We start from the raw sequence: 24,504 nt of genomic DNA on the forward strand, positions 1-24,504 counted from the left end.
AAAGATCAAGCTTGTTTCATCGCTGTGTGTTGTTCACCTCAGCAACTTTTATATCTTATCATATCCGAACCAACTTTGCAAGCTCTTTTTTTTAAGTTTCTTTCGAAGCTTATTTGTTTCGCTTGCCGCACCGTGTTTCTCGTGTTTTCTTGGCCGGAATTATAATATACCATGTACAGATTTCGATTGCAAGCTTTATTTTCAATAAAGTTATTTCTTTCTACACTCCCTCTAATATGGCTCCCATATAAGCCTGATCCTGTATACATTACTCTGCTTAATTTCGTAAGAATATCTCTCCACCTATACATGCTAATCTCATACTCTACTTTAAGTTTAATAAAAAAGCCTTTCCATATTGGAAAGGCCCTGTTCTTATATATGAATTGAAAATTTAGTTACCCAATGACTTCCTGGATATGTAGCTGCCTTTGCTGCCTCAGATTGATGATTGTTCCTTCTACTGATACCATCGGCCGTGTAGGATGATCCCGATCTGAGAATATAATCTCACCAATTTGATTATTGCTGAGCTTCACTCGGATACCGTTATGGATCTGTGTGGAACGCTGGACGAATACATTCACGATAGCAGGATCCAATTTGCCAAAAGCCTCACTCTGAATTTGTTCAAGTACCAGGTACGGTGACTGTGCCTTACGATAGATCTTTTCCAGAGTCATAGCGTGGAAGATATCAGCGATAGCTACAATTTTGGCATAGATATGAATCTGCGTGCCGCTGAGCTGCAGCGGGTAACCCGACCCATCCACTTTTTCATGATGCTGCAATGCTGCAAGTCTAGCTCCCTCATTGATGGCCTTCGCCTGTTTCAGTACCTGGTAGCCATATTTCGTATGCTGTCGGATCTCAGCCTGCTCTGACGCAGTTAACGTAGAGGGTTTATGGAGAATCTGTGGATCTACTTTGTTATTACCAATATCATGGAACAATCCTGCAAAAGCTACCTGCATCCAGTCTTTGGACGGAAGATCAATCCACTGGGCCAACTGATAAGACGTAATGGCACTCAAGACGGCATGATGATACACATAATCATGTTCCTGCATCACTCGTGGACTGAAGGTAAGCACATTATACTGTTTAAGATGAACAAACAAAGCTTCCAACTGTGTACGCAACTCATATACAGGTAATTCAGCCGCCAAGGAGGATAGGAAAGCATTTTTGGTCAGTCCCACCATCTTTTCATACTCTTCATGCAGAGACGGTACTGCGGGTGCTGAGACTGCGCTGCTGCCTTTCCCTGCCCGTTCTCCGTTCTTCTCATTAGCTGCATGGACTGAAGAGGCGGATGAAGCTTTAGAACCTGAGCTGCTTGTCCCTGTTCTTTCTTGCTCGATGTCCACTTGATGAATCATAAAGGCTCTGAGTACTTCCACATCTTTAGGCAGAATGACTTTGCCCTTCTGAAACAGAACATTGCCACGAAGTGTTTGTACGTCATTTCCCAGTTTAAGTCCTGGTTTGACTTCAGACAGGGTGATTAATCCCATGTTTATTCCCCTCACTCATCGTTCTTCTATAATGATATCAAGACCATAGTCCCGGTTTTTCACGTTAATTCCCATTATATTACTCAAAAATCAGGCTGTACATCCCAGATTTCGAGGAGAATGGTCCTGGAGCCGTGAAAATAACAAAGGGCCCCCATATGGGAGCCCTCCAATTTCATTGAAATCATGAAATGATTTTCGTTATAGAAAATTGATTCTATACTTCCGAACCTGAATCATCGCCCTCAACTTCAGCATCGGAAACCGCACCCTCATCAAGAGTTGACTCTAGACCTTCAGAATCAGCGGCTTCTGCACCTTCAAGCAATTCTTCGTCATCTGGTTCTTCCTCATTCTTATCAATTCGGCTGACTGTAGCTACGGCATCCTCATCGCGAATATGAATCAGCTTCACGCCTTGCGTGTATCGACCCATCGTGGATATGCCTTCCATACTCATTCGAATTAACGTACCACTGGAAGTGATGATCATTAGATCTTCTTCCGTCTTAACCATTTTCAGACTGACTACCGCACCGTTCTTATCTGTGACGTTAATGGTTTTAATCCCTTTACCGCCACGAGTCTGCATCCGATAATCGCTGACAGGCGTACGTTTACCGTAACCTTTGGCTGTAACAATCAGAACATCCAGTTCCTGATCTACAACGTCCATACCGATTACAACATCCTGCTCATCCAGTGTGATCCCTTTAACCCCGGTTGCACTCCGTCCCATGGAACGAACATTTCCTTCCGAGAATCGGATGGACATCCCGTGAGCTGTACCCATAATGATCTCTTGCTGTCCGTCTGTCAGCTTAACATCAATAAGGGCATCATCATCACGCAGGGAGATCCCGATTAGACCGCCTTTACGAATATTGGTGTAATCCTCAAGCGGTGTCTTCTTCACAACCCCTTGGCGGGTAGCAAAGAACAGATACTTGTCACTCTCGAATTCCTGAACTGGAATCACGGCATTGACCGATTCGCCCTGTTCGATCTGAATCAGGTTGATAATCGGCGTCCCCCTTGCTGTACGGCCAAGCTCTGGAATCTCATAAGCTTTGAGACGGTACACTTTACCTTTGTCGGTAAAGAACATGAGGTAATTGTGAGAGTTGGTCACAAACAGATGCTCAACAAAGTCGGTATCTTTGGTGTCCATTCCCACAACCCCACGTCCCCCACGCTTCTGACTGCGGTATGTGGATACCGGCAGACGTTTCACATAGCCTGTATGGGTAATAGTGATGATAACTTCTTCACGCGGAATCAGATCCTCGTCCAGAATGCTCTCTTCACCTACAGTGATTTCGGTACGACGATCATCGCTGAAGCGATCACGGATTTCTTGCAGCTCCGTGCTGATAATTTCGAGCACCAGGTGCTCGTTGGCCAAAATTTCACGATATTCCTTAATTTTGACCATCAGTTCGTTATACTCATTTTCGATGCGCTCACGTTCCAGACCTGTCAGGCGTTGCAGACGCATATCGAGGATAGCTTGAGCCTGATCATGACTGAGTGAGAAACGCTCAATCAGACCTTCTCTGGCTGCATCCGTATTGCTGGATGAACGAATCAACGCAATAATTTCGTCGATATGATCCAGCGCGATACGCAAGCCTTCCAGAATGTGTGCGCGTGCTTCCGCTTTTTTCAATTCGAACTGTGTACGTCTACGTATAACCTCAATCTGATGCTGCAAGTAGTGATACAACACTTCACGCAGATTCAGAATCTTAGGTTCTTTATTTACAATCGCGAGCATGTTAATCCCAAAGGTGGACTGCATCGCTGTATGCTTGTACAGGTTGTTCAGCACTACACCCGGGTTCACGTCTCTGCGAAGCTCAATTACGATCCGCATACCGTTACGGTCAGACTCATCACGGAGATCCGTAATACCATCAATCTTTTTATCACGTACCAACTCAGCAATTTTCTCAACGAGTCTTGCCTTGTTCACCTGATAAGGAAGTTCCGTAACGATAATCCGTGCTTTGTTGTTGTTTTCTTCGATGTTGGTTTTGGCCCGCATCGTTACTGAACCACGTCCGGTTTGATACGCCTGGCGAATTCCGGAGCGTCCCAAAATATAACCGGAAGTTGGGAAGTCTGGCCCGTGGATATAATCCATCAATTCCATGGAAGTGATGTCTGGATTTTTGATCATAGCCTGTACGCCGTCAATGACCTCTCCCAGGTTATGAGGAGGAATATTGGTCGCCATACCTACCGCAATCCCGCCGACACCATTGACAAGCAAGTTAGGGAAACGAGCTGGCAGAACGATAGGTTCACTTTCTTCACCGTCATAGTTCGGCTGGAAGTCAATCGTATCCTTGTTGATGTCTCTGAGCATTTCCATCGCAATCTTGGACAACCGGGCTTCCGTATAACGCATGGCTGCTGCCATATCGCCATCCACCGATCCAAAGTTACCATGTCCATCTACGTGCATGTAGCGCAGGGAGAAGTCCTGTGCCATCCGTACCATCGTTTCGTATACGGCAGAGTCACCGTGTGGGTGATACTTACCGATAACTTCGCCGACGATTCTGGCTGATTTTTTATGTGGTTTATCGGGTGTCATGCCTAGCTCGGACATTGCGTACAGAATACGCCGGTGAACCGGCTTCAATCCGTCACGCACGTCAGGTAAGGCACGGCTCACAATAATGCTCATCGCATAATCCATAAACGATTCACGCATCTCGACGCCAATATCCCGATCTTTAATCTGCGAGTTCATTTCTTCCGCCATGCTGGACCTCCTTCTTGTCCTTCAACAAACATTCCATTCAATCATTCAAAATTAATTATATGTGAAGAGCCTAACAAGGCTAAAACCGCACAAGGACGCTACTCTTTATTATATTACTTTCACAAAAGGTAAACAATTAAACGTCCGCTGGGCAATAGCCTTTCTTCCGGGAACTTTAGAGAGTCTGGGGGTTCGCCCTGCCTTCCTCCCCATTTGCACATACAATGCTAGAAAAAGCGGCAATTGTACTGTGTATATTCAGGCTTAGACCGTTCCCGTTCTACGATCAAACTACATCTGTGCAACAAAACCGCACAAAACGCCATATTTCTCTATTATACCACTGAAATCATCTCTTGTCCTTTGATTTCTCCGCGTCTGCCACTCTTATAAACCCCATTAAAACACGAAAGGACTGATGGCTCTTGGGCATCCAGCGTGTCTCCAGCAAATGGACCAAGACAGCTGTGTTACAACTCAGCCGTAATGTGAATGAATATATACCAGTAACACGACAATATAATCGCCAGACCCTGGAACGGATGACTGAATTATTCGAGTCAAACTATATCAAACCGGATCGGGGAACTTATGGCAATGGCGTCATGCGGGTAAAAACCATCCGTATAAAACCACACCCGATTACCGATTCAAACACATCGGAAAACGCCGTTGATTCACTCTCCCCATCCGAAGCTGAAGTCAGTGCCGAGATCTCTGCTGAAGTCCCTCTGACCACGTATGAACTTCGATATGGGACGGAGGAAAAATACTTCCAATCCCTCGATGAGCTGGATCTGGCGCTCACTGAACGTATCCAGAATCGCGAATACATCATTCAGCAAGGTATTCCGCTGATGAAACATGATGGATTACCTTTTGACCTGCGGGTACTGACCCAGAAGAATCTAGAACGCAACTGGGAAACGACAGGTATCCTGGGAAGAATTGCTGCACCAGGCAAGATCATTACCAACATTCATGGCGGCGGACGACTGGCCACCTTTAATGAGTTGGTACGCCCTCATTTTGATCAGGATCGGTTCCAGCAACTACGCAGTGAGCTATATCGTTTAGGCATTCATACGGCGGTACAGCTGCAGAGGTCATTTCCAAGGCTCAAAGAGATTGGTATCGATATCGCACTGGATGAAGATGGACGGCCATGGATTATTGAAGTCAACACATTACCAGGTATCTATGCTTTTGGCCTATTGCCTGATAAGGAAACGTATCGAAAGATCAAGCGTTATGCGAGAGCGTACGGCAGATTACCCTCCAAAAAAGGGAAGACATCTCGCACCTCCCCCAAAGCCCAGGCCTCCACTGCCAAAAGCCGCACACACCGATAACAGGCACTCCAGAGACCAACCTAAAATCTCTATAGCTTAACCCCATAATGTAAAAGAGGCGCCCTCGCAGGCGCCTCTTCGAATATCGTTAGATGTCGAGGTTTTTCACGTATTTTGCATTTTCCTGAATAAAGTCACGACGAGGTTCAACATTATCCCCCATCAAGGTGTCGAACATGGCATCGGCCAGCATCGCATCGCTGATCGATACTTGAAGCATGGTCCGGCTTTCAGGGTCCATCGTCGTTTCCCATAATTGTCCGGCATTCATCTCGCCAAGACCTTTATAACGCTGGATATTGAATTTCGCATTCTCACCGAGAGTTGCGATAATTTCATCACGTTCCTTCTCGGAACCAGCATAACGAATCACTTTATTGCGCTCAATCTTGAACAATGGCGGTTGGGCAATATATACATAACCAGCCTCAATGATTTTGCGCATATAGCGATAAAGGAATGTCAGAAGCAATGTCCGAATGTGGGCGCCATCGACGTCGGCATCCGTCATCAAAATGATTTTGTGATAACGTGCTTTGGCAATATCGAAATCATCACCAATTCCGGTACCCATTGCAGTAATAATTGCTCTGATCTCCGCATTACCCAAAATCCGGTCAAGACGTGCTTTTTCCACGTTCAGAATCTTACCACGCAGTGGCAAAATCGCTTGGAAATGACGATCTCGTCCTTGCTTCGCCGATCCACCGGCAGAGTCACCTTCGACGATGTACAATTCGCTGATTGAAGCATCCTTGGATGAACAGTCGGCCAATTTACCTGGCAAAGAGCTGACTTCGAGTGCACCTTTACGACGCGTGAGTTCACGTGCTTTACGAGCTGCTTCACGTGCACGGGCAGCTTGCAGTCCTTTTTCCAAAATGCGACGGGATACGGAAGGATTCTCTTCCAGGAATTCCTGCAGCTTCTCAGCAAACAGGGATTCCACAATTCCGCGAACTTCACTGTTACCCAGCTTGGTCTTCGTCTGTCCCTCAAATTGCGGTTCAGGGATCTTGACTGAGATAATCGCTGTTAGACCTTCACGTACATCATCCCCGGACAGGTTACCCGTGCTGTCTTTGATTACACCGGCTTTACGCGCATAATCATTGATAATCCGGGTAAGAGCACTTTTGAATCCGGATTCGTGCGTCCCACCCTCATGTGTGTTGATGTTGTTGGCAAAAGAGTAAATATTCTCGGTGTAGCTGTCATTGTATTGCAATGCAACTTCAACCTGAATGTTGTCTCTTGATCCTTCTACATAAATCGGGTTTTCGTGCAGTACTTCACGCTTCTGGTTCAGGAAGGAGACATACTCGATAATACCGCCCTCATACAGGAAAGAGTTGGTTACACCTGTACGTTCATCGGTTAAAGTCATACCAATTCCCTTGTTCAGAAACGCGAGCTCACGAATACGAGTCAGCAAAGTTTCATAGTCATAAACTCTTGTTTCCGTGAAAATCTCCGGATCCGGATGGAACGTAACCGTTGTTCCCGTTTCCTCCGTTGTTCCGATCGTTTTCAGATCATACTGCGGAGCACCGCGACGGTATTCCTGTTGATACACATGGCCGTCAACCTTAACTGTAACAACTACTTTCGCTGATAGAGCATTGACGACAGATACACCTACACCATGAAGACCACCGGATACTTTGTACCCGCCACCGCCAAATTTACCGCCTGCATGCAGAACAGTCATTACAACCTCAAGTGCAGGACGTTTCATTTTGGCATGTTCACCGACAGGAATCCCCCGCCCGTTATCGACTACAGTGACGCTGTTATCTTCATGAATAGTAACTTCGATATGATCACAATAACCTGCGAGTGCTTCGTCAATACTATTGTCCACTACTTCCCAAACGAGATGATGCAGACCTTTGGCACTGGTGGAACCAATATACATCCCCGGTCGTTTACGTACGGCTTCCAGCCCTTCAAGTACCTGAATTTCATCTGCACCATATGACGGTTGATTCATAGACATGCCTTTCACCTACTTCTATAGATTCAATATCGTAAATATGCGTTAACTAAGAATGCATGCTGAAATGAACATATTCCCTTAATTCCAGTAAGCAATCTAAATAAAGACAAGCAGCAAAAGGTACAATAACTCGTACCGCCGATAGGCTAGAGATCAGGAAAAATGTGAGCTCGCTTCTTGAGCGTAGCTGAGGAAATAGGCGAGTAGTACACAATGTTTTTGGTCACGACAATGGACTTGGCTTCCTCTTCACCAATATGCTCCACTGTTTTTTCCTGCTCGGCATGCGTGACATACTGCTTGGAAATTTTTGAGGATTTTTCAATCGATATATCAAAAATAGCGACCAATTCGGAAGATCGGATAATCTTCTCGCCGCCCAGATGAATGTACATAAGCCCTCACTCCTTAGCGTTCAACCTGTCCGGCATGAACGTGATAAATACTGGCATCTTTGAGTTTGTCAACGTTCAGACTCTCGATGCCGGTAGCCGTAATAAAGGTTTGCACCTTGCTCTGGAACGTTTCGATCAGCTGCGTTTGACGAAAAGGATCCAGTTCAGACAGTACATCGTCTAGCAGCAGGACCGGATATTCTCCGATTTCTTCATGAATCAGTTCAATTTCCGCAAGTTTAAGGGACAACGCCGTTGTGCGCTGCTGCCCCTGCGAGCCATACGTTTGTACTTCCCGATCGTTAATGAAAAAGGACAGGTCATCCCGATGCGGCCCACTAAGCGTTGTGCCTCGGCGAATCTCCTGCTCTTTCATTTGTGATAATTTTATCATAAATTGGTCCATTAAGACAGCTTCATCTTCCTCAGCGGCTTCGCTGAAGGAAGGAAGGTAGGCCAGACGCAGGACTTCTCCGCCTCCGGTGATGCCCTGATGAATCGTTTCAGCCCACTTTTGCAGTTTCTTTATGAATTGTTTCCTTTTTTTGACGATTTTAACACCATGCTCCACCAGTTGTTCATTCCACACCTCAAGCATGGTCTGCGCTGAAGCGTTCTGCCCCCATAATTGCTTGAGCAGATTGTTACGCTGAACGAGCACTTTTTGATATTGCTGCAGATGATACAGGTAACCTGGAGCCACCTGTCCAATCTCCATGTCAAGAAACCGGCGGCGGACCCCCGGTGTGCCTTTGACAATCTCAAGATCTTCCGGTGCAAACATCACCACATTAAGCGCTCCGACAAAATCACTCAGCTTGCGCTGTTCCAAACCGTTGATCTTTGCTTTTTTGCCTTGTTGCGACAAAGATAGCTCGAGCTTGACCGATCCGTACTTTTTGTCGACCTCTGCTGCAAGCCTTGCACGTTCTTCACCGAAACGAATCAGTTCCTTGTCACGGGATGTACGGTGGCTCTTAGTGAGTGCAAGCACAAAGATGGCTTCTGCAAGATTGGTCTTACCTTGGGCATTTTGCCCGATCAAAAGATTTACAGGACCAAATGAATCCAGTCTCAGATGTTCATAATTGCGGAATTGCTGCAGATCTATGCTGTTTACAAACACGCGGTAACCTCCCTTTTATCCCGTCCGTCAGGAGGCAGCAGGATCTAACTGGTCTTCTTATTGTGCGACAACTTCGAACGAACCTTCTCCGTCCACCTCAACGATATCCCCAGGGTATAACTTGCGTCCCCGGCGTTCCTCAGGCTCTTTATTCACACGTACAAGTCCGTCCTGAAGCAGTGCTTTGGCCATACCTCCAGTTGGTATGCAATCGGCCAGTTTCAAAAATTGGTCAAGCTTAATATATTCCGTACGAATCGCTACTTGGTTCACTATGATCTTCCTCTCGTTAGTTGGTCGTCCGGTAAGGCAATATGACGTACAAGCTGTGACTGTCGTCCAGCGGTTTCAGGATGATAGGACTCATGACGCCAGTGAAAGCGATCATCAGCTGCTCACTCTCCACCACTTTCAGCACATCCAGCATATATTTGGAGTTGAACGAGATTTTCAGCGGTTCGCCGTTAAAGTCGGCAGGTTCGATCTCTTCTCTTACTTTCCCCAGCTCGGAAGAGCTTGATGAAATTTCGATCGATCCGGAATCCATTGTCTGCATCCGCACAATATTTGTTTTTTCTTCACGCGACAGCAAATAAGCCCGGTCAATAGATTCACTTAATTTTTTTGTATCCAAAACGAGTTCTGTTTTGTACGAAGTCGGAATAATTCTAGAAGTATCCGGATAAGTTCCGTCCAAAATACGCGAATAGAACAGAACACGGTCGATTTTGAACAAAACCTGGTTGTCAGCGACAACGATATCCACAAGTGTATTTTGATCCGGCACAATTTTGCTGAGTTCGTTCAGCGTTTTGCCCGAGATCACCACATTGTTGAATCTCACACCTTCTGCATTATCCAGCATTGCTGAACGAGTAGCAAGACGGTGACGGTCAGTTGCCACAAATTTCAGTTCATTGTCACCCAAACTCCAGAGTACACCTGTTAGAATCGGCGTAGTTTCATGAGTGGAAATGGAGAATACGGTTTGTTTGATCATGTTTTTGAGCAAATCTCCTGGAATGGAGACCGTTTGGTTTTCTTCGATGCTTGGCAATACTGGGAATTCTTCCGGATCAAGACCAACCAGTTGAATTTCTGTAGCTCCTGCGGAAATAAAGGTGTTGAAGTTATCTTTGACTTCCATGTGCACTTCCTGCGATGGCAGCTTCTTGATGATCTCCACGAAAAACTTGGCTGGCAAAACTACACTACCGGGTTGATCTACCTGAACAACACTTTTATCACCATCTTCAAGCGGGATGAAGGATTGAATTGAAATATCGGTGTCGCTTGCTGTCAACGTCACACCTTGATGATTAACGTCGAATTTGATACCGCTCAGAATTGGGATCGTCGTACGGCTCGAGATCGCTTTGGATACTTGCTGTATGGAATCGTTTAAATAGTTTTTCATTATGCTGATTTTCATGGTTTCACTCCTAGCTGATTTTTTGGGTGTTTGGGTGTTGAAAGGTGTTTTTCAAAGGCCGAAGGCTAAGCTTCGAAATCGCTTATTTGGAGATGATATCTTTTAGATCTTTATAGTAATAATAGTAATAGGGGCACTGAATATGTGGATAAGTGGGTATAAACCCATAAGCCCAAGCCTATCCACATGTGTATACGTTGTGCACAGGCTTGGGACTTATTCAGGTTGGATTCTTAATTTTTTCGGTTAAGTTGTTGATAACTTTATAGAGATCCTGATCGACTTTAATCGCCTGGGAGATCTTTTCGTGCGCGTGGATGACGGTGGTATGATCTCGCCCTCCAAATGCTTCACCGATTTTGGGCAAAGAAAAGTCTGTAAGTTCACGAGAGAGATACATAGCAATCTGTCTTGGGAACGCAACGGCCTTGGTCCGTTTCCGTGCTTTGAAATCTTCAAGCTTAAGGCTGTAATACTCGCCGACCTTTTGTTGGATGTCGTGAATAGTGATCATTTTTGGACGACTGGAAGGAATAATATCCTTCAGTGCTTCAGCTGCTAGATGAGTGGTTACATCTTGATTAGTCAGCGAAGAATAGGCAACAACCCGAATCAGTGCCCCTTCCAGTTCACGAATATTGGTATCAATCTGGTTGGCGATGTACATCATCGCCTCATTCGGAATATCCAGGTTTTCCGCACGAGCTTTTTTACGTAAAATAGCAATCCGTGTCTCCAGATCTGGAGGCTGGATATCCGTAATTAACCCCCATTCAAAACGGGAACGAAGCCGTTCTTCCAGGGTCGGAATTTCCTTCGGCGGTCTGTCGCTGGAGATGATGATCTGTTTCCGTTCCTCATGCAGCGCATTAAACGTATGGAAAAATTCCTCTTGCGTCGATTCTTTTCCAGCCAAGAACTGAATATCATCAATGAGCAGAATGTCGACACTACGGTATTTGTTACGGAAGCTCTCCCCGCGGTTATCACGGATCGAGTTAATGAATTCGTTCGTGAATTTCTCAGATGACAAATAAACAACTTTGCTGCCCGGATCATGCTCCAAGACGTAATGTCCGATCGCATGCATCAAGTGAGTTTTGCCGAGACCTACCCCTCCATAGAGAAACAGAGGATTGTATGCTTTGGCGGGCGCTTCAGCGACCGCCAGCGATGCGGCGTGGGCAAAACGGTTGCCCGGCCCAATGACAAATGTATCGAATGTATATTTTGGATTCAGCATGCTGAGTACCGCTTCTTCCTGAACAACTGTAGGCGTTGGCGCTGGCAGTTGAGGGTCCGGTTCAGCAGGCTTGTTCTCCTCGATGACAAATTTCACATCGACCTGTTTGCCAAGCAGCTCATATACCGTCGATCCGACCAGTTTGGTGTAACGGCTCTCCAGCCATTCGACGGCAAACGTGGTTGGTGCGGATATGACGATCGAACGATCATTCAGCTTGGTAGCTTTGGTTGCTTTGAACCAAGTGTCAAAGCTGGGTTTGCTGAGCTTGTTTTGTATGATTGATAAAATTTGCTGCCATAAATCAGAAGTATGGCTGTCCACAGACTGTCACTCCTTTTACATGTTCCAAGTGTGGCTTAAGCCATGATGCAGTGTCGAAATACGAGATATATTGTTGAATTTATCCCCAAACCCCCGCAGGTCGAAAACAAAAAAAGAATGAACAACGGAAAATTGTTCACAACTTTATCCACAGGCTGTTGATAATATTATGGGTCAGATCACATATTCACATCCAAAAGTAATACAATCATAGCAAAAGAAGCCCGGCATTTCAATGTATCGCGTGATTTTATCCACAAATTCAATAACTTGTGTATAATTTTTAATCACAACACAATATATTGTTTATAAATTGTTTAACTTTCGACAAGATGACCCAAAAACCCAAATTATTTTATACACAGGTTATTCGTCAAATGATGCTGAATTGTGTGTAAAAGTATTCTCTGTTTGTGAATAACCTCTCTGTGGATAACCGTAAAGTGATAATGGCCGTTTTGGGGATTTACAGGGGAGTGACTCTTCATACCCTTTTTCCTTTTTTGAAGAGAGGAATTGAGGAAACGACAAAATCAAAGGCAGAGGAGATCAAGAAGAGGGCCTGTTGGTACTAAGGAACGTTTACTGATTTGTATGAATTGAACGTAGGATTTATTCCTAAAAGAGGTAGGATGGATAAGCGTGCAAACCTTGGAGATGGATGTGTCCCCATTGCAGCAGTTTTGCGTATGCCAAAAAGAGGTTGTTCCTGAAGACCGGAATGGTGGTCTAAGAGAACAACCTCTTTTTGGTGGTTATAAAAGCATGATTTACTCGTTATGAGCAGAAAATTTACGTTGGAAATCCGCGATATCTGCATATTCTTCTTCCAATTTTCGCGAAATGCGAATAAAGATGGGGAGCAGCTCCTGGTAGATCGATGCATGTTCTTTAATAGGGGTATGCTTGTGTGTAGTACCAACCATCGATGAAACGGCATGAAGCGACTTAATTCGCCCTGTAGCAAAAAGACCGAGCACGACGGCCCCCAGACAGGAACTTTCGAAGCTCTCGGGCACAATGACTTCCTGGTTGAATATATCGGACATCATCTGACGCCAGAGTGGGGAACGAGCGAAACCACCCGTTGCCTGAATGGAGGTAGGTTGTCCGATCTGTTCTTCCATGGCCAGCAGTACCGTATACAGGTTGAAAATAACCCCTTCCAAAACGGAACGAATCATATGCTCTTTCTGGTGGTGAAGGGTCAAACCAAAGAAGGAACCCCGGGCGTCCGGATTCCATAAAGGGGCGCGTTCCCCTGAAAGGTACGGATGGAATAGAAGTCCTTCCGAACCGGGGCTGACGCGTTCCGCAATCTTAGTGAGTACATCATAGGAATTGATGCCGAGCCGTTTGGCTGTTTCGACTTCCGAGGCAGCGAATTCGTCCCGTACCCAGCGGAACAGCATGCCACCGTTATTCACAGGTCCGCCGATAACCCAAAGATTCTCGGTGAGGGCGTAACAGAACGTTCTACCTTTTGGATCGGTAACCGGACGGTCAACGACGGTGCGAATCGCGCCGCTGGTGCCGATCGTAGCTGCAACAACGCCAGGTTCAATGGCGTTTACGCCCAGATTGGACAATACCCCGTCACTTGCACCGATGACGAAGGGAGTAGAGGGGGAGAGAGCCATTTTTTCAGCCCATGTGCGATCCATTCCCTCTATAATATGTGTGGTCGGGACGAGCTGCGATAGATGGTCAGGTGTAATGCCTGCAACCTCAAGTGCTTCTGCATCCCAATCCAGTTGTTCCAGATTGAGCAGGCCGGTACATGAGGCGATGGAGTGATCCACGACATATTGGCCGAACAGACGGAAGAACAAATATTCTTTAATAGAGATAAATTTGGCGGTACGTTGAAATAGTTCAGGTTCATCATGACGCAGCCACATTAATTTGGTCAGTGGCGACATGGGGTGGATCGGTGTACCTGTTCGCAAATAGATAGAATGCCCGATTCCATCCTCTTGCAGTTTGGCGGCCCAGGCAGCACTCCGGTTGTCAGCCCAAGTGATACAGCGAGTGAGGGGCATACCATCTTGTCCCATCGCAATAACACTGTGCATGGCAGAGCTGCAGGATACGAACATAATTTGTTCGGCAGCTACGCCGCTTTGATCCATCACGCCGCGTACGGAGCGAAGGGCGGCTTGCACAATTTGTTCTGGATCCTGCTCAGCGACATCGAGAGCTGGGGTGTATAAAGGATATTCCTGAGTCGAGGTGCTTACAACTTCGCCCTGTTCCGTAAAGAGTACGGATTTGGTACTGGTTGTACCGATATCCATACCAATCATATAGTTGTTCACTTTACATAAACCTTCTTTCTTTTGAACCCATAAAATAAAACTCTAATGGTGTGAATTTATTTTCTTCTTCTATATAGGTAGTCAATTTATACGACTGTACTCAGCAGCAAAATAAAGATCAGTCCAACAACAGATAATAGTGTTTCCATAACGGTCCACGTCTTCAGCGTCTGAGAGACACTCATGTTGAAGAATTCTTTGATCATCCAGAAGCCTGCGTCGTTCACATGAGATAGTACAAGTGAACCTGCACCGGTAGCGAGTACGACAAGTTCAATATTGGCACCAGGCGTTAGTGCAAGGACCGGAGCTACAATACCAGCTGCTGTGGTCATAGCCACAGTTGCAGAACCGGTAGCAACCCGAATGAGTGCGGCTACAAGCCAGGCGAACAGGATCACATTAATATTGGCATGTGTGGCGACCTCAGCAATGGCATTACCTACACCACTATTGATCAACACCTGTTTGAACGCACCGCCACCGCCAATGATGAGAATGATGGTCGCCGTAGGCGCCAGACATTCACTGGTGAAGCGGGAGATGTCATGTTTGTTGAACCCCCGTGAGAAACCGAGCGAAAAGAGGGCGAACACGACGGAGATCAGCAGGGCTATAATTTCATGGCCGATAAATTCACAGAAAACGGTAAATCCGCTTGTAGCGTCTGGGTCTACGATATTGGCGATGGAGCCAATCAGCATCAAAATGACCGGTAGCAAGATGGTAAACAGGGTTATGCCAAAACCGGGCAAGTTGTTACTTTTTTTCGTAGCGAATTGTTCAGCCAGCTCTGCAGGCGGTTCGGTATGTATTCTTTTACCGATAAATTTACCAAACAGAGGTCCAGCGATAATAGCAGTCGGGATACCTACAATAAGGGAGTACAAGATCGTTTTACCCAAATCGGCGCTGAACGCTTCGATGGCAATCATGGGAGCCGGGTGAGGTGGAACGAGACCATGTACAGTAGAGAGACCTGCCAAAATCGGAATACCGATTTGCAGCAGCGACATATTGGTTTTACGTGCAACGGTGAAAATGATCGGAATCAGCAGAATGACGCCGACTTCGAAGAATACAGGAATACCGACGATAAAACCAACAATCATCATCGCCCAGTGCACACGTTTTACACCAAAACGATCCACCAGTGTGGTAGCAATACGCTCGGCTCCGCCGGATTCAGCCATCATTTTACCAAGCATGGTCCCCAGACCGATAACGATGGCGATCGTTCCAAGTGTTCCACCAAGTCCTCCCGTAATGGAGGAAATGACATCCGCAGGCTTCATACCTGTAAGCAAACCAAGCATTAGTGCGGACAACAAAAGGGTAATGAAAGGATTCCATTTATATTTGGAGATCAACACGATCAGGAAGACAATCGCAATTAATGTCCAGACCAATAACGTTGCATTATGGGATAGCCCAAAAAGAGTGCTCATGAGGTATGCTCCTTTTTTTCTGATATATAACGCTTACAACGGTTCCATGACCAGGTGGAGGGAAGACACTTTTACGATCATGTAGCACGGGCGGCTTGAATCCCTCTTAATATGCCCCAAAAAATTGAAACAAATCGCATTTTGTATACTTGTCGACAAGTTGGAGGGCAATCATTCACAACGGATATGATTGCGAACCCTCTGCACAGATATTCCATGAATTGACGAATGGAATTTCATTACAAGTCATTAAGAATCAAAGCTTTCGTGCAGCGTCTTGCCTGAATCCTGAAAATACGTGCGAACTCCAGCTTGAATGCGTGTTTTATCACCTGATTCAAGAGCCTCGATCAGCAAACGATGTTTGCCGATTACAGCGCTTACTTTCTGCTCGCCTTGAACAAAGACCCTACGGGTGGTGAGCAGCATAACCGTCATGACAACATAACGAATACTTCTCCATAGATGTAAAATACGGGAATGCTGGGCAGCTTCAATAATAGTCTCGTGAAAAACGAGATCCTGATATGCGAATTCAACCGCATCTTGATGGCGTCCAGCCAAGTCCATTTTGTCTATTACATTACGTAGCTGGGTAATCAATTGATCTGGCACATCCCCCGCAAGCCGCTGCTGCACAAAACTTTCAATCAGGAAACGTACATCGTACAATTCCTCGACATCTTTAATTTTCAATCCAATAACAACGACACCCATACGCTCCAGCCGAATGAGCCCTTCATTCGACAATGTTCTTAACGCTTCACGTACAGGTGAGCGACTGCTGTCAAAATCAGCGGCAATCCGATTTTCTGACAAAATTTCGCCAGGACGAAGGGTTCCGCTAATGATCCGCAGTCTTAGTTCGCAGGCAATGGCTTCCCCGCGGGAAGCTCCCTGAAGCCAGGATGAAGGAAACAGCATAGTGGCTAACGCTCCTATTATAAGTAATCAGTTCAATACTGATCATAGCACAACTATTTTGCAGATTGAGCGATTTACATCAATCCTTATGATGAGAATAAGTGGTTCTATGCTCTGTGCGCCTGCTGAATTTAGGAACGTTATACTGCTTCAAATGGATTTATCAAAGAGCTGGAGGAATAATTGTCTTCCTTTAAATGTGTCAGGATCTATACTGCACTTCCCATAAGTATACTTGTATACAAGATGTGATTTTTTTATCCTACACCTTTCTCGAAAACTTGTAAACCATAAGAATAAAGCGGATACATTAAATTTAAAGTATATCAATTCAAAAGCCAAAATATTTGCTCATCTATTGGATCACTACCTCACTATAGTTCTTCAGAAACGTAGGAGTATTAACCGAAACCTGGGCCAATGAAACAGTAAATCAACGTTAAATAATCGTTATCCACATGTGAATAACTTGAAGAGGTGATGAAAGATAAGATTAAGGGGTTTGAGGGGTGTGGATAACCGTAAAACTTGATTTTTAGTGAATGAACCGGGACTTGGGGATAACTTTTGGAGCCTCTAAATGATACTTTATGAAGGTGATAAACAGGAGAACGCATCCATGGCCGTTTCGGTAGGGTGGAATAGGCATTAAAAGGAGAAGGGAGGTACGTGGCTCGCAGTTGACTTTTCCAGGTGTTCGTGGTTAAATGTATAAAGGTGTTTTCTGTGAAGATGAAAGTGATTCATCACATAAGTATTTCCTTGTGAGGAGGTGCAATACATTGAGACCTACATTCAAACCGAACGTTAGCAAACGTAAAAAAGTTCATGGTTTCCGGAAAAGAATGAGCACGAGCAACGGACGTAAAGTTCTGGCTGCACGTCGCCTTAAAGGCCGTAAAGTCCTGAGTGCTTAAATGCATGTGAAGACCACCGAGGTGGTCTTTTTTTTCTTAAATAGGTCATTTCAGACTGGATGCTGGTAAAGGTCAGGTCTGAATTGGTTGCGCAAAAGCATAAGTACACATTTATGTTCAATGAATGAGATGTCCGTTTTTTCGAAAACGTTCCTTATATAATGAAGTTGCCGCCAAGACGGTTTATCGTTATTCAAGAAAGCCTATACTAAATCAGTAATTAGGCATTCGTCAATAATGTTGGTGGAAAACAGCAAGGAGAAGCGCCGTGTATAAAAGACTGCGTTTACGAAACCGGGCGGACTTTAGCCGCGTATACCGGTATGGGAAATCGTTTGCCAATCATCAGTTTGTGGTGTATGGCTGTCGTCGTAAAGATACAGAACAATTCCGAGTGGGTGTATCCTGCAGCAAGAAAATCGGAAACGCTGTCGTACGCAACCGGATGAGACGCATGATTAAGGAAATTGTACGTCATCATGAGAATGAGATTGTCACGCAGATGGATCTGATCTTTATCGTCAGAAAAGGTGCTTTGGACATGTCCTATAAGGATATGGAAAAAAGCCTGCTGCATGCGTTGCGCAAGGGCTCTCTTTTGAAGTCGGGCAAGCGGTAAGCTTCGGTTTATTTGTCCTCCTAATTATGGTATGATTTACGGTGGAATGGAATGGTTAAGAGAGGGGTTATGAAGTGTCGCGATTGAAGACATCAAAGGGGAAGTGGATTCTCCTCATTGCAGTCATTGCAATGGTCACTGTACTAGCCGGGTGTACTCCGCAAGGTTCGGGGGTTACTACGGAAGATCTGAAGAATAGTGATTCTTTTTGGCAAGCCAATGTTATTTATTGGTTCTCACTGGCGCTCGATACATTTGCCAACTGGTTTAACGGTGAATATGGACTGGCCGTCCTTGTGATGGTGTTAATTGTACGGACGTTAATCTTGCCGCTGACAATGAAGCAGGTTCGCAGTTCCAAGGCGATGCAAGCTATTCAGCCGCAATTGAAAGAAATTCAAGCCAAGTATAAAGATACACCTGAGAAAGTTCAGCAAGAAACAATGAAGTTGTTTCAGGAGAACAAAGTTAATCCGATGGCCGGTTGTCTGCCACTTATCATTCAGATGCCGATTTACATCGCACTTTATAACTCAATTTACGGAAACTCCAGTCTGAGAACACATGATTTCTTGTGGCTACAACTCGGATCACCCGATCACCTGTTTATTTTGCCAGTGCTGGCAGCCATCACAACATTTGTCCAAACGTGGATGATGATGCGTATGAATCCTGCACAGCAAGTCGGACCGATGCAATTCATGCTGTGGGTGTACCCGATATTGATCTTCGTTATGTCGTATCAGTTCCCGGCTGCATTGCCACTATACTGGTTCTACAGTAATATCTACACGATCGTGCAAAACTATTTCCTTTACCGGAATAATGATAAAGTCGTGGCTGAGGTCAACGTGAAGCAGACCAGCTCTTCCAAAAATGGAAATGGAGCTAAACGCAAAAACGGTGGCAAGGCAACTGTCTCTGGAAAAGGTTCGAAAGGGGCCAAAAAATCGAAATGACCAAAGTCATTGCGTCAGGAAAAACCGTTGAAGATGCTGTAAACCAAGGATTGGCTGAGCTTGGCGTGAGCCGGGACAAGGTCGAGATACAAGTGTTAGAGCAGCCGTCAAAAGGATTCCTGGGTTTGATCGGGGTTAAGGCCGCTAAAGTGGAAGTGAAACTTCTGCCTGTGCCTGAACCTGTTTCACAGCCGATCAAGCCGGCCGCACATATACCTCAGGTTGAAGAAACAATTGAGGGTGTGGCTGCTAAAAATCCCTATGAGGAAGCGGCTGCTTTCTTAAAAGAAGTGGCAGCAGGTATGGGACTGGATGTTGAAGTGCATATCAAAAAACAGCGGGATGGACATATCTTCAATATTGCCGGTGAAGACCTGGGCATGATTATTGGTAGACGTGGACAGACGCTGGATGCCCTTCAATATTTAACGAACATTGTAGCAAATCGTTATTCGGAAAGCTTCGTTCGCATCGTACTTGATGCAGAGAATTTCCGTCAACGTCGACGCAAGACGCTGGAGGATCTGGCTGAACGTTTGGCTGGACAGGCCATTCGCACTGGCAAGGAAGTTGTGCTGGAGCCAATGCCGCCACTCGAACGCAAAGTCATTCATGCGAAATTGCAAAATCACTCGCAGATTAAGACATACAGCAAGGGCGAGGAGCCTAATCGGCGCGTGGTCATTACGACGAAATAACACGAAATTGAAGACGCAATGGCTTCCTGCCCGGTGCAGAAGCCATTGCTTTTTTCGTACAGAAGTACTTTTCCAAAACTATAGAGCGACTTCAATACAGCCATATCAAGATATGAATGATTGATAAGAAGCGTTGTGTAACCGAACAACTGAACTATATATAGAAATTAATATAGCGTCCCGAGGGGCGCAATTTTAAAATAGAGCAAGGAGAGATAACGATGATTAGTGATACGATTACAGCGATATCAACAGCGGTCGGAGAAGCGGGTATCGCTGTAATCCGGGTGAGCGGCCCGGATGCGGTGTCGGAGACGGAGAAGATTTTTCGCAGCAAAACCCCACTAACACAGGCAGCATCCCACACGGTTCATTATGGTCATATTGTAGATCCGGGCACTGGCGAGAAAATTGAGGAAGTATTGGTTACAGTGATGCGGGCGCCACGATCCTTCACAACAGAGGATGTCGTGGAGATTAGCGCCCATGGCGGAGTGGTGTCGGTTAAGCGCGTAATGGATCTGTTGTTGCAGCTCGATATTCGCCTCGCTGAACCCGGCGAGTTCACAAAGCGTGCCTTTCTCAATGGACGGATTGATCTGTCCCAGGCGGAAGGGGTCATGGATCTCATTCGTTCCAAATCTGATCGGGCGTTCTCCGTTGCACTCAAGCAAGTGGAGGGCAAATTGTCGTCCAAGCTGCGTGATCTCAGATACACATTGGTGGAGACTCTTGCTCACATCGAAGTAAATATTGATTATCCTGAGCATGACGTAGAGTCACTAACCTCTGAATTTATTAAAGAAAAATCCAGTCAGGTGATGACTGAAATCGATAAATTGCTGGTAACAGCAGAGCAAGGAAAGATACTGCGTGAAGGGATCACAACTGCGATCGTAGGCCGGCCAAACGTAGGGAAATCTTCATTACTCAATACGTTGGCCCAGGACAATCGGGCAATTGTAACGGACATTCCGGGTACAACGCGTGACGTCATTGAGGAGTTTGTTACGATTAACAATATACCGCTCAAACTGCTCGATACGGCAGGTATTCGGGAAACGATGGATGTCGTGGAAAGAATCGGGGTGGAGCGTTCTCGCTCTGCTGTGAATGAGGCGGATCTGTTATTGATGGTTATCAATGCTGCGGAGCCGCTGCATGAGGACGAGATTGAATTATTGGAACAAATCCGCGGTAGACAATCCATAATTATTATGAATAAAATGGACTTAGCGCCGCAGGCGGACCGCGAAGTGCTGCTTCGTTATATCCCTGAGGAACGGCTTGTTCCGATGTCGGTGAAAGATGATCTGGGCGTGGACCGATTGGAAGATGCCATCTCAACGTTGTTCTTTAGCGGCAAGCTTGAGTCGGCCGACCTGACGTATGTCAGCAATGTGCGTCATATTGCTTTGCTCAAAAAAGCGAAACAGTCGCTCATTGATGCCTATGAAGCGGCAGAGCAGTTGATTCCCATTGATATGATCCAGATCGATGTTCGTCTGGCATGGGAGCAGCTGGGTGAGATCGTGGGCGATACAGCACATGATGCGTTGATTGATCAAATTTTCTCTCAATTCTGCCTCGGAAAATAACACCTGACAAACATAGCGGCTCTGAAAAGTAGTATGATAATAAAGTCCATCTGTGGGTGGTCAAAGAATCCGCGAATATGTCTGAAGTATCTATAGACTTGATGGCTTAATATAGATCGAAATGCATTCCATTTAGTGTGAATTGCGTTTCGTAGTTTTTACAGAAAATAGATCGTTTGCATGAATTTAGGTGTGCGGCGGCAAAAAGGAGGTAAACTGGAATGGCTTTTGATGGTGGAAGTTATGATGTAATCGTCGTTGGGGCAGGACATGCTGGTGTGGAATCGGCATTGGCTGCAGCCCGTATGGGTTCGAAAACACTGATGATTACCATCAATCTGGATATGGTGGCCTTCATGCCTTGTAACCCATCTATTGGGGGACCGGCAAAAGGACATGTGGTACGTGAGATTGATGCACTTGGTGGAGAAATGGGACGGAACATCGATAAGACTTTTATTCAGATGCGAATGCTTAACACAGGTAAAGGACCTGCTGTGCATGCGCTTCGTGCTCAGGCGGATAAATTTTCTTACCAGCATACGATGAAAGAAACGATGGAGAATGAACGCAATCTGACGATGCGTCAGGGCATGGTTGATCGGCTGATCGTTGAAGACGGACAGTGCGTAGGTGTGGTTACTCAGACGGGTACAGAGTATCGGGCCAAAGCCGTTGTTTTGACAACAGGTACGTATCTGCGCGGTAAAGTAATTATGGGTGAGTTGATGTACGAGAGTGGTCCAAATAACCAACAGCCTTCCCTTAAGTTATCCGAACATCTGCGTGAGCTTGGTTTTGACCTGGTTCGTTTTAAAACAGGTACACCACCGCGCGTGCATAAGGATACGATTGATTTTAGCAAAACGGAAATTCAGCCAGGTGATGACAAGCCGAAGTTCTTTTCTTATGAAACGGAATCTTCCGATAATGAGCAGCTGCCTTGCTGGTTGACGTATACGTCTGTGGAGACACACCAGATTATTAATGATAACCTCCACCGTGCTCCAATGTTCTCAGGAGTTATTGAAGGTACCGGACCGCGTTATTGCCCATCGATCGAGGATAAAATTGTGCGTTTCAGCGACAAGCCGAAGCATCAGATTTTCCTGGAGCCAGAAGGCAAAAACACATCGGAATACTATGTACAAGGTCTGTCTACAAGTCTGCCAGAGGATGTTCAATTGGCGGTCCTTCGTTCCATCCCGGGTATGGAAAAAGTAGAAATGATGCGTAATGGCTACGCTATTGAATATGATGCAATGGTGCCTACACAGTTGTGGCCTTCACTGGAAACGAAACGTCTGCCAGGTCTGTTCACAGCAGGGCAGATTAATGGTACCTCCGGGTACGAAGAAGCGGCAGGACAAGGCGTAATGGCCGGTATCAACGCTGCACGTAAAGTACAGGATAAAGAGCCTGTCGTACTGGATCGCTCCCAAGGGTACATTGGTGTACTGATCGATGATCTCGTAACCAAAGGTACGAATGAACCTTATCGTCTGCTGACTTCTCGTGCAGAATATCGTTTGTTGCTTCGTCATGATAATGCCGATATGCGTTTGACGGAAATTGGTCATGATATTGGTTTGATTCCTGATGAGCGTTATGCTAAATTTCTGGACAAAAAGGCAAAAGTAGAACAGGAAGTGAATCGTCTGAAGGCAGCTAAAGTTCGCCCTGTCGAAGTGAATCCGAAGCTGGAAGAGATTGGTTCTACACCGATTCAGGATGGCAGCACACTTCTGACATTGATGCGCCGGCCAGAGATCGGGTATGACTGGATTGAGCAAATCTCACCTTCCGAGGTGGAACTGACCGCTGATATGAAAGAGCAAGTGGAAATTCAAATCAAATATGCGGGTTATATTGAGAAACAATTGATCCACGTGGAACGTTTGCAAAAAATGGAGAAAAAGAAAATTCCGGACACGATTATATATGACGAAATTCATGGTCTTGCTATGGAAGCAAAGCAGAAGCTCGCTACGATTCGTCCAATCTCGATAGGACAGGCGTCCCGTATAGCTGGGGTTACTCCTGCGGATATCTCCATTCTGCTGGTTTACCTGGAGCATTATAACCGTGTAACCGCAGCAAGGGGACAATAATGGACGATATTCAACAGCAGCTACAACGGCGCCTGAAGAAACATGGACTGGAGCTGGATGAACGCCAGTTGGAACAATTCGAGTTATATTTTCAGGAGCTGGTAGCTTGGAATGAAAAGATGAATCTAACCGGGATTACCGAACGTGAACAAGTATATACAAAGCATTTCTATGATTCGGTATCGCTGGCATTTTATACAGATATGTCGAAGGTAAACAAACTTGCAGACATTGGTTCAGGGGCTGGGTTCCCAGGACTACCTCTTAAAATTTGTTTCCCGCATATTAAGCTGACGATCATTGACTCGCTAAATAAACGTATTGGCTTTCTGCAGCATCTTGTAGATACGCTCGGCTTGACCGATGTAGAATTGATTCATGGTCGTGCCGAGGAACTTGGACGCAAAGAAGGATATCGTGACAGCTACGACATTGTTACTGCGCGTGCAGTTGCTAAGCTAGCGGTGCTTAATGAATTCTGTCTGCCTTTTGTTCGCAAAAGTGGATTATTCGCTGCAATGAAGGGCGGAGACCCGCGCGAAGAAATGAAGGAGGCTGAATTCAGCTTTAACCAGCTGAAAGGACGGGTAAAAGCAGTTCATCCGTTCCAGCTACCTGTTGAAGAGTCGGCACGGCATATCATTCTGATTCAGAAGTTTGATAAGACACCTTTTAAATATCCACGTAAACCAGGAACACCATTAAAAACACCTTTGGTATAGTTTTTGGCGTAACATCGTATATATTAAAA

Annotated in this window: 19 protein-coding genes; 8 read left to right on the plus strand and 11 right to left on the minus strand. The window is 45.7% G+C overall.

From position 1 onward, the window contains the following. Positions 1–398: 398 nt before the first annotated feature. Positions 399–1,517: an HD-GYP domain-containing protein gene (locus ACR1R9_RS27275; RefSeq protein ID WP_433922275.1), complete on the minus strand. Its 1,119-nt coding sequence runs from the start codon at positions 1,515–1,517 to the stop codon at positions 399–401. A gap of 217 nt (positions 1,518–1,734) precedes the next feature. Further along, the gene (gyrA, locus tag ACR1R9_RS27280; RefSeq protein ID WP_076287167.1) at positions 1,735–4,290 is read right to left on the minus strand and encodes a DNA gyrase subunit A; all 2,556 of its coding nucleotides are present in this window, start codon (positions 4,288–4,290) and stop codon (positions 1,735–1,737) included. A gap of 425 nt (positions 4,291–4,715) precedes the next feature. Here gyrA and ACR1R9_RS27285 point away from each other — a divergent pair, with 425 nt between their 5' ends. Continuing rightward, on the plus strand, positions 4,716–5,642 hold the full coding sequence (locus ACR1R9_RS27285; protein ID WP_433922274.1) for a YheC/YheD family protein: 927 nt from the start codon (positions 4,716–4,718) through the stop codon (positions 5,640–5,642). A gap of 88 nt (positions 5,643–5,730) precedes the next feature. Here the strand turns inward: ACR1R9_RS27285 and gyrB are convergent, their stop codons facing one another. The 9 genes from gyrB to ACR1R9_RS27330 form a co-directional block, all read right to left on the minus strand. Beyond that, positions 5,731–7,641, minus strand: coding sequence for a DNA topoisomerase (ATP-hydrolyzing) subunit B (gene gyrB, locus ACR1R9_RS27290; RefSeq protein WP_076287169.1), 1,911 nt, complete (start codon positions 7,639–7,641; stop codon positions 5,731–5,733). 146 nt (positions 7,642–7,787) lie between these two features. Then, positions 7,788–8,036, minus strand: coding sequence for an extracellular matrix regulator RemB (gene remB / locus ACR1R9_RS27295; RefSeq protein WP_017691405.1), 249 nt, complete (start codon positions 8,034–8,036; stop codon positions 7,788–7,790). A gap of 13 nt (positions 8,037–8,049) precedes the next feature. Next, positions 8,050–9,162, minus strand: a complete 1,113-nt coding sequence (gene recF / locus ACR1R9_RS27300) for a DNA replication/repair protein RecF (RefSeq protein ID WP_024629510.1) — start codon at positions 9,160–9,162, stop codon at positions 8,050–8,052. A gap of 57 nt (positions 9,163–9,219) precedes the next feature. Further along, complete coding sequence (gene yaaA, locus ACR1R9_RS27305; RefSeq protein ID WP_024629511.1) at positions 9,220–9,435, minus strand: S4 domain-containing protein YaaA; 216 nt, start codon at positions 9,433–9,435, stop codon at positions 9,220–9,222. Positions 9,436–9,451: 16 nt separating this feature from the next. Next, positions 9,452–10,594 (minus strand): DNA polymerase III subunit beta, encoded by a 1,143-nt coding sequence (gene dnaN, locus ACR1R9_RS27310; RefSeq protein ID WP_099857719.1) that lies wholly within the window; start codon positions 10,592–10,594, stop codon positions 9,452–9,454. Positions 10,595–10,814: 220 nt separating this feature from the next. Beyond that, positions 10,815–12,161: a chromosomal replication initiator protein DnaA gene (gene dnaA / locus ACR1R9_RS27315; RefSeq protein WP_024629513.1), complete on the minus strand. Its 1,347-nt coding sequence runs from the start codon at positions 12,159–12,161 to the stop codon at positions 10,815–10,817. Between the two features lie 770 nt (positions 12,162–12,931). Then, positions 12,932–14,467, minus strand: a complete 1,536-nt coding sequence (gntK, locus tag ACR1R9_RS27320) for a gluconokinase (RefSeq protein WP_433948970.1) — start codon at positions 14,465–14,467, stop codon at positions 12,932–12,934. Positions 14,468–14,565: 98 nt separating this feature from the next. Beyond that, positions 14,566–15,927, minus strand: coding sequence for a GntP family permease (locus tag ACR1R9_RS27325; RefSeq protein WP_076287172.1), 1,362 nt, complete (start codon positions 15,925–15,927; stop codon positions 14,566–14,568). A 249-nt stretch (positions 15,928–16,176) separates the two neighbouring features. After that, on the minus strand, positions 16,177–16,851 hold the full coding sequence (locus ACR1R9_RS27330) for a GntR family transcriptional regulator (RefSeq protein ID WP_076287173.1): 675 nt from the start codon (positions 16,849–16,851) through the stop codon (positions 16,177–16,179). 782 nt (positions 16,852–17,633) lie between these two features. On the opposite strand from ACR1R9_RS27330, the gene rpmH reads away from it, so the two are divergent. The 7 genes from rpmH to rsmG all read left to right on the plus strand — a co-directional run bounded on the left by rpmH (position 17,634) and on the right by rsmG (position 24,475). Then, the gene (rpmH, locus tag ACR1R9_RS27335) at positions 17,634–17,768 is read left to right on the plus strand and encodes a 50S ribosomal protein L34 (RefSeq protein ID WP_024629517.1); all 135 of its coding nucleotides are present in this window, start codon (positions 17,634–17,636) and stop codon (positions 17,766–17,768) included. Between the two features lie 268 nt (positions 17,769–18,036). After that, positions 18,037–18,387, plus strand: coding sequence for a ribonuclease P protein component (gene rnpA / locus ACR1R9_RS27340; protein WP_076287174.1), 351 nt, complete (start codon positions 18,037–18,039; stop codon positions 18,385–18,387). 74 nt (positions 18,388–18,461) lie between these two features. After that, positions 18,462–19,346: a YidC/Oxa1 family membrane protein insertase gene (locus ACR1R9_RS27345; RefSeq protein WP_076287175.1), complete on the plus strand. Its 885-nt coding sequence runs from the start codon at positions 18,462–18,464 to the stop codon at positions 19,344–19,346. Beyond that, on the plus strand, positions 19,343–20,044 hold the full coding sequence (gene jag, locus ACR1R9_RS27350; RefSeq protein ID WP_326066632.1) for an RNA-binding cell elongation regulator Jag/EloR: 702 nt from the start codon (positions 19,343–19,345) through the stop codon (positions 20,042–20,044). The genes ACR1R9_RS27345 and jag overlap by 4 nt, the downstream gene beginning before the upstream one ends. Before the next feature lie 221 nt (positions 20,045–20,265). After that, positions 20,266–21,642, plus strand: a complete 1,377-nt coding sequence (gene mnmE, locus ACR1R9_RS27355) for a tRNA uridine-5-carboxymethylaminomethyl(34) synthesis GTPase MnmE (protein ID WP_076287177.1) — start codon at positions 20,266–20,268, stop codon at positions 21,640–21,642. Between the two features lie 221 nt (positions 21,643–21,863). Beyond that, positions 21,864–23,753: a tRNA uridine-5-carboxymethylaminomethyl(34) synthesis enzyme MnmG gene (mnmG, locus tag ACR1R9_RS27360; protein WP_175380715.1), complete on the plus strand. Its 1,890-nt coding sequence runs from the start codon at positions 21,864–21,866 to the stop codon at positions 23,751–23,753. Further along, positions 23,753–24,475: a 16S rRNA (guanine(527)-N(7))-methyltransferase RsmG gene (gene rsmG / locus ACR1R9_RS27365; RefSeq protein ID WP_433922273.1), complete on the plus strand. Its 723-nt coding sequence runs from the start codon at positions 23,753–23,755 to the stop codon at positions 24,473–24,475. The genes mnmG and rsmG overlap by 1 nt, the downstream gene beginning before the upstream one ends. The last annotated feature ends 29 nt before the right edge of the window (positions 24,476–24,504 follow it).

Origin of the sequence: Paenibacillus taichungensis, from assembly GCF_050994985.1 — a bacterium.
GTDB lineage: Bacteria > Bacillota > Bacilli > Paenibacillales > Paenibacillaceae > Paenibacillus > Paenibacillus taichungensis.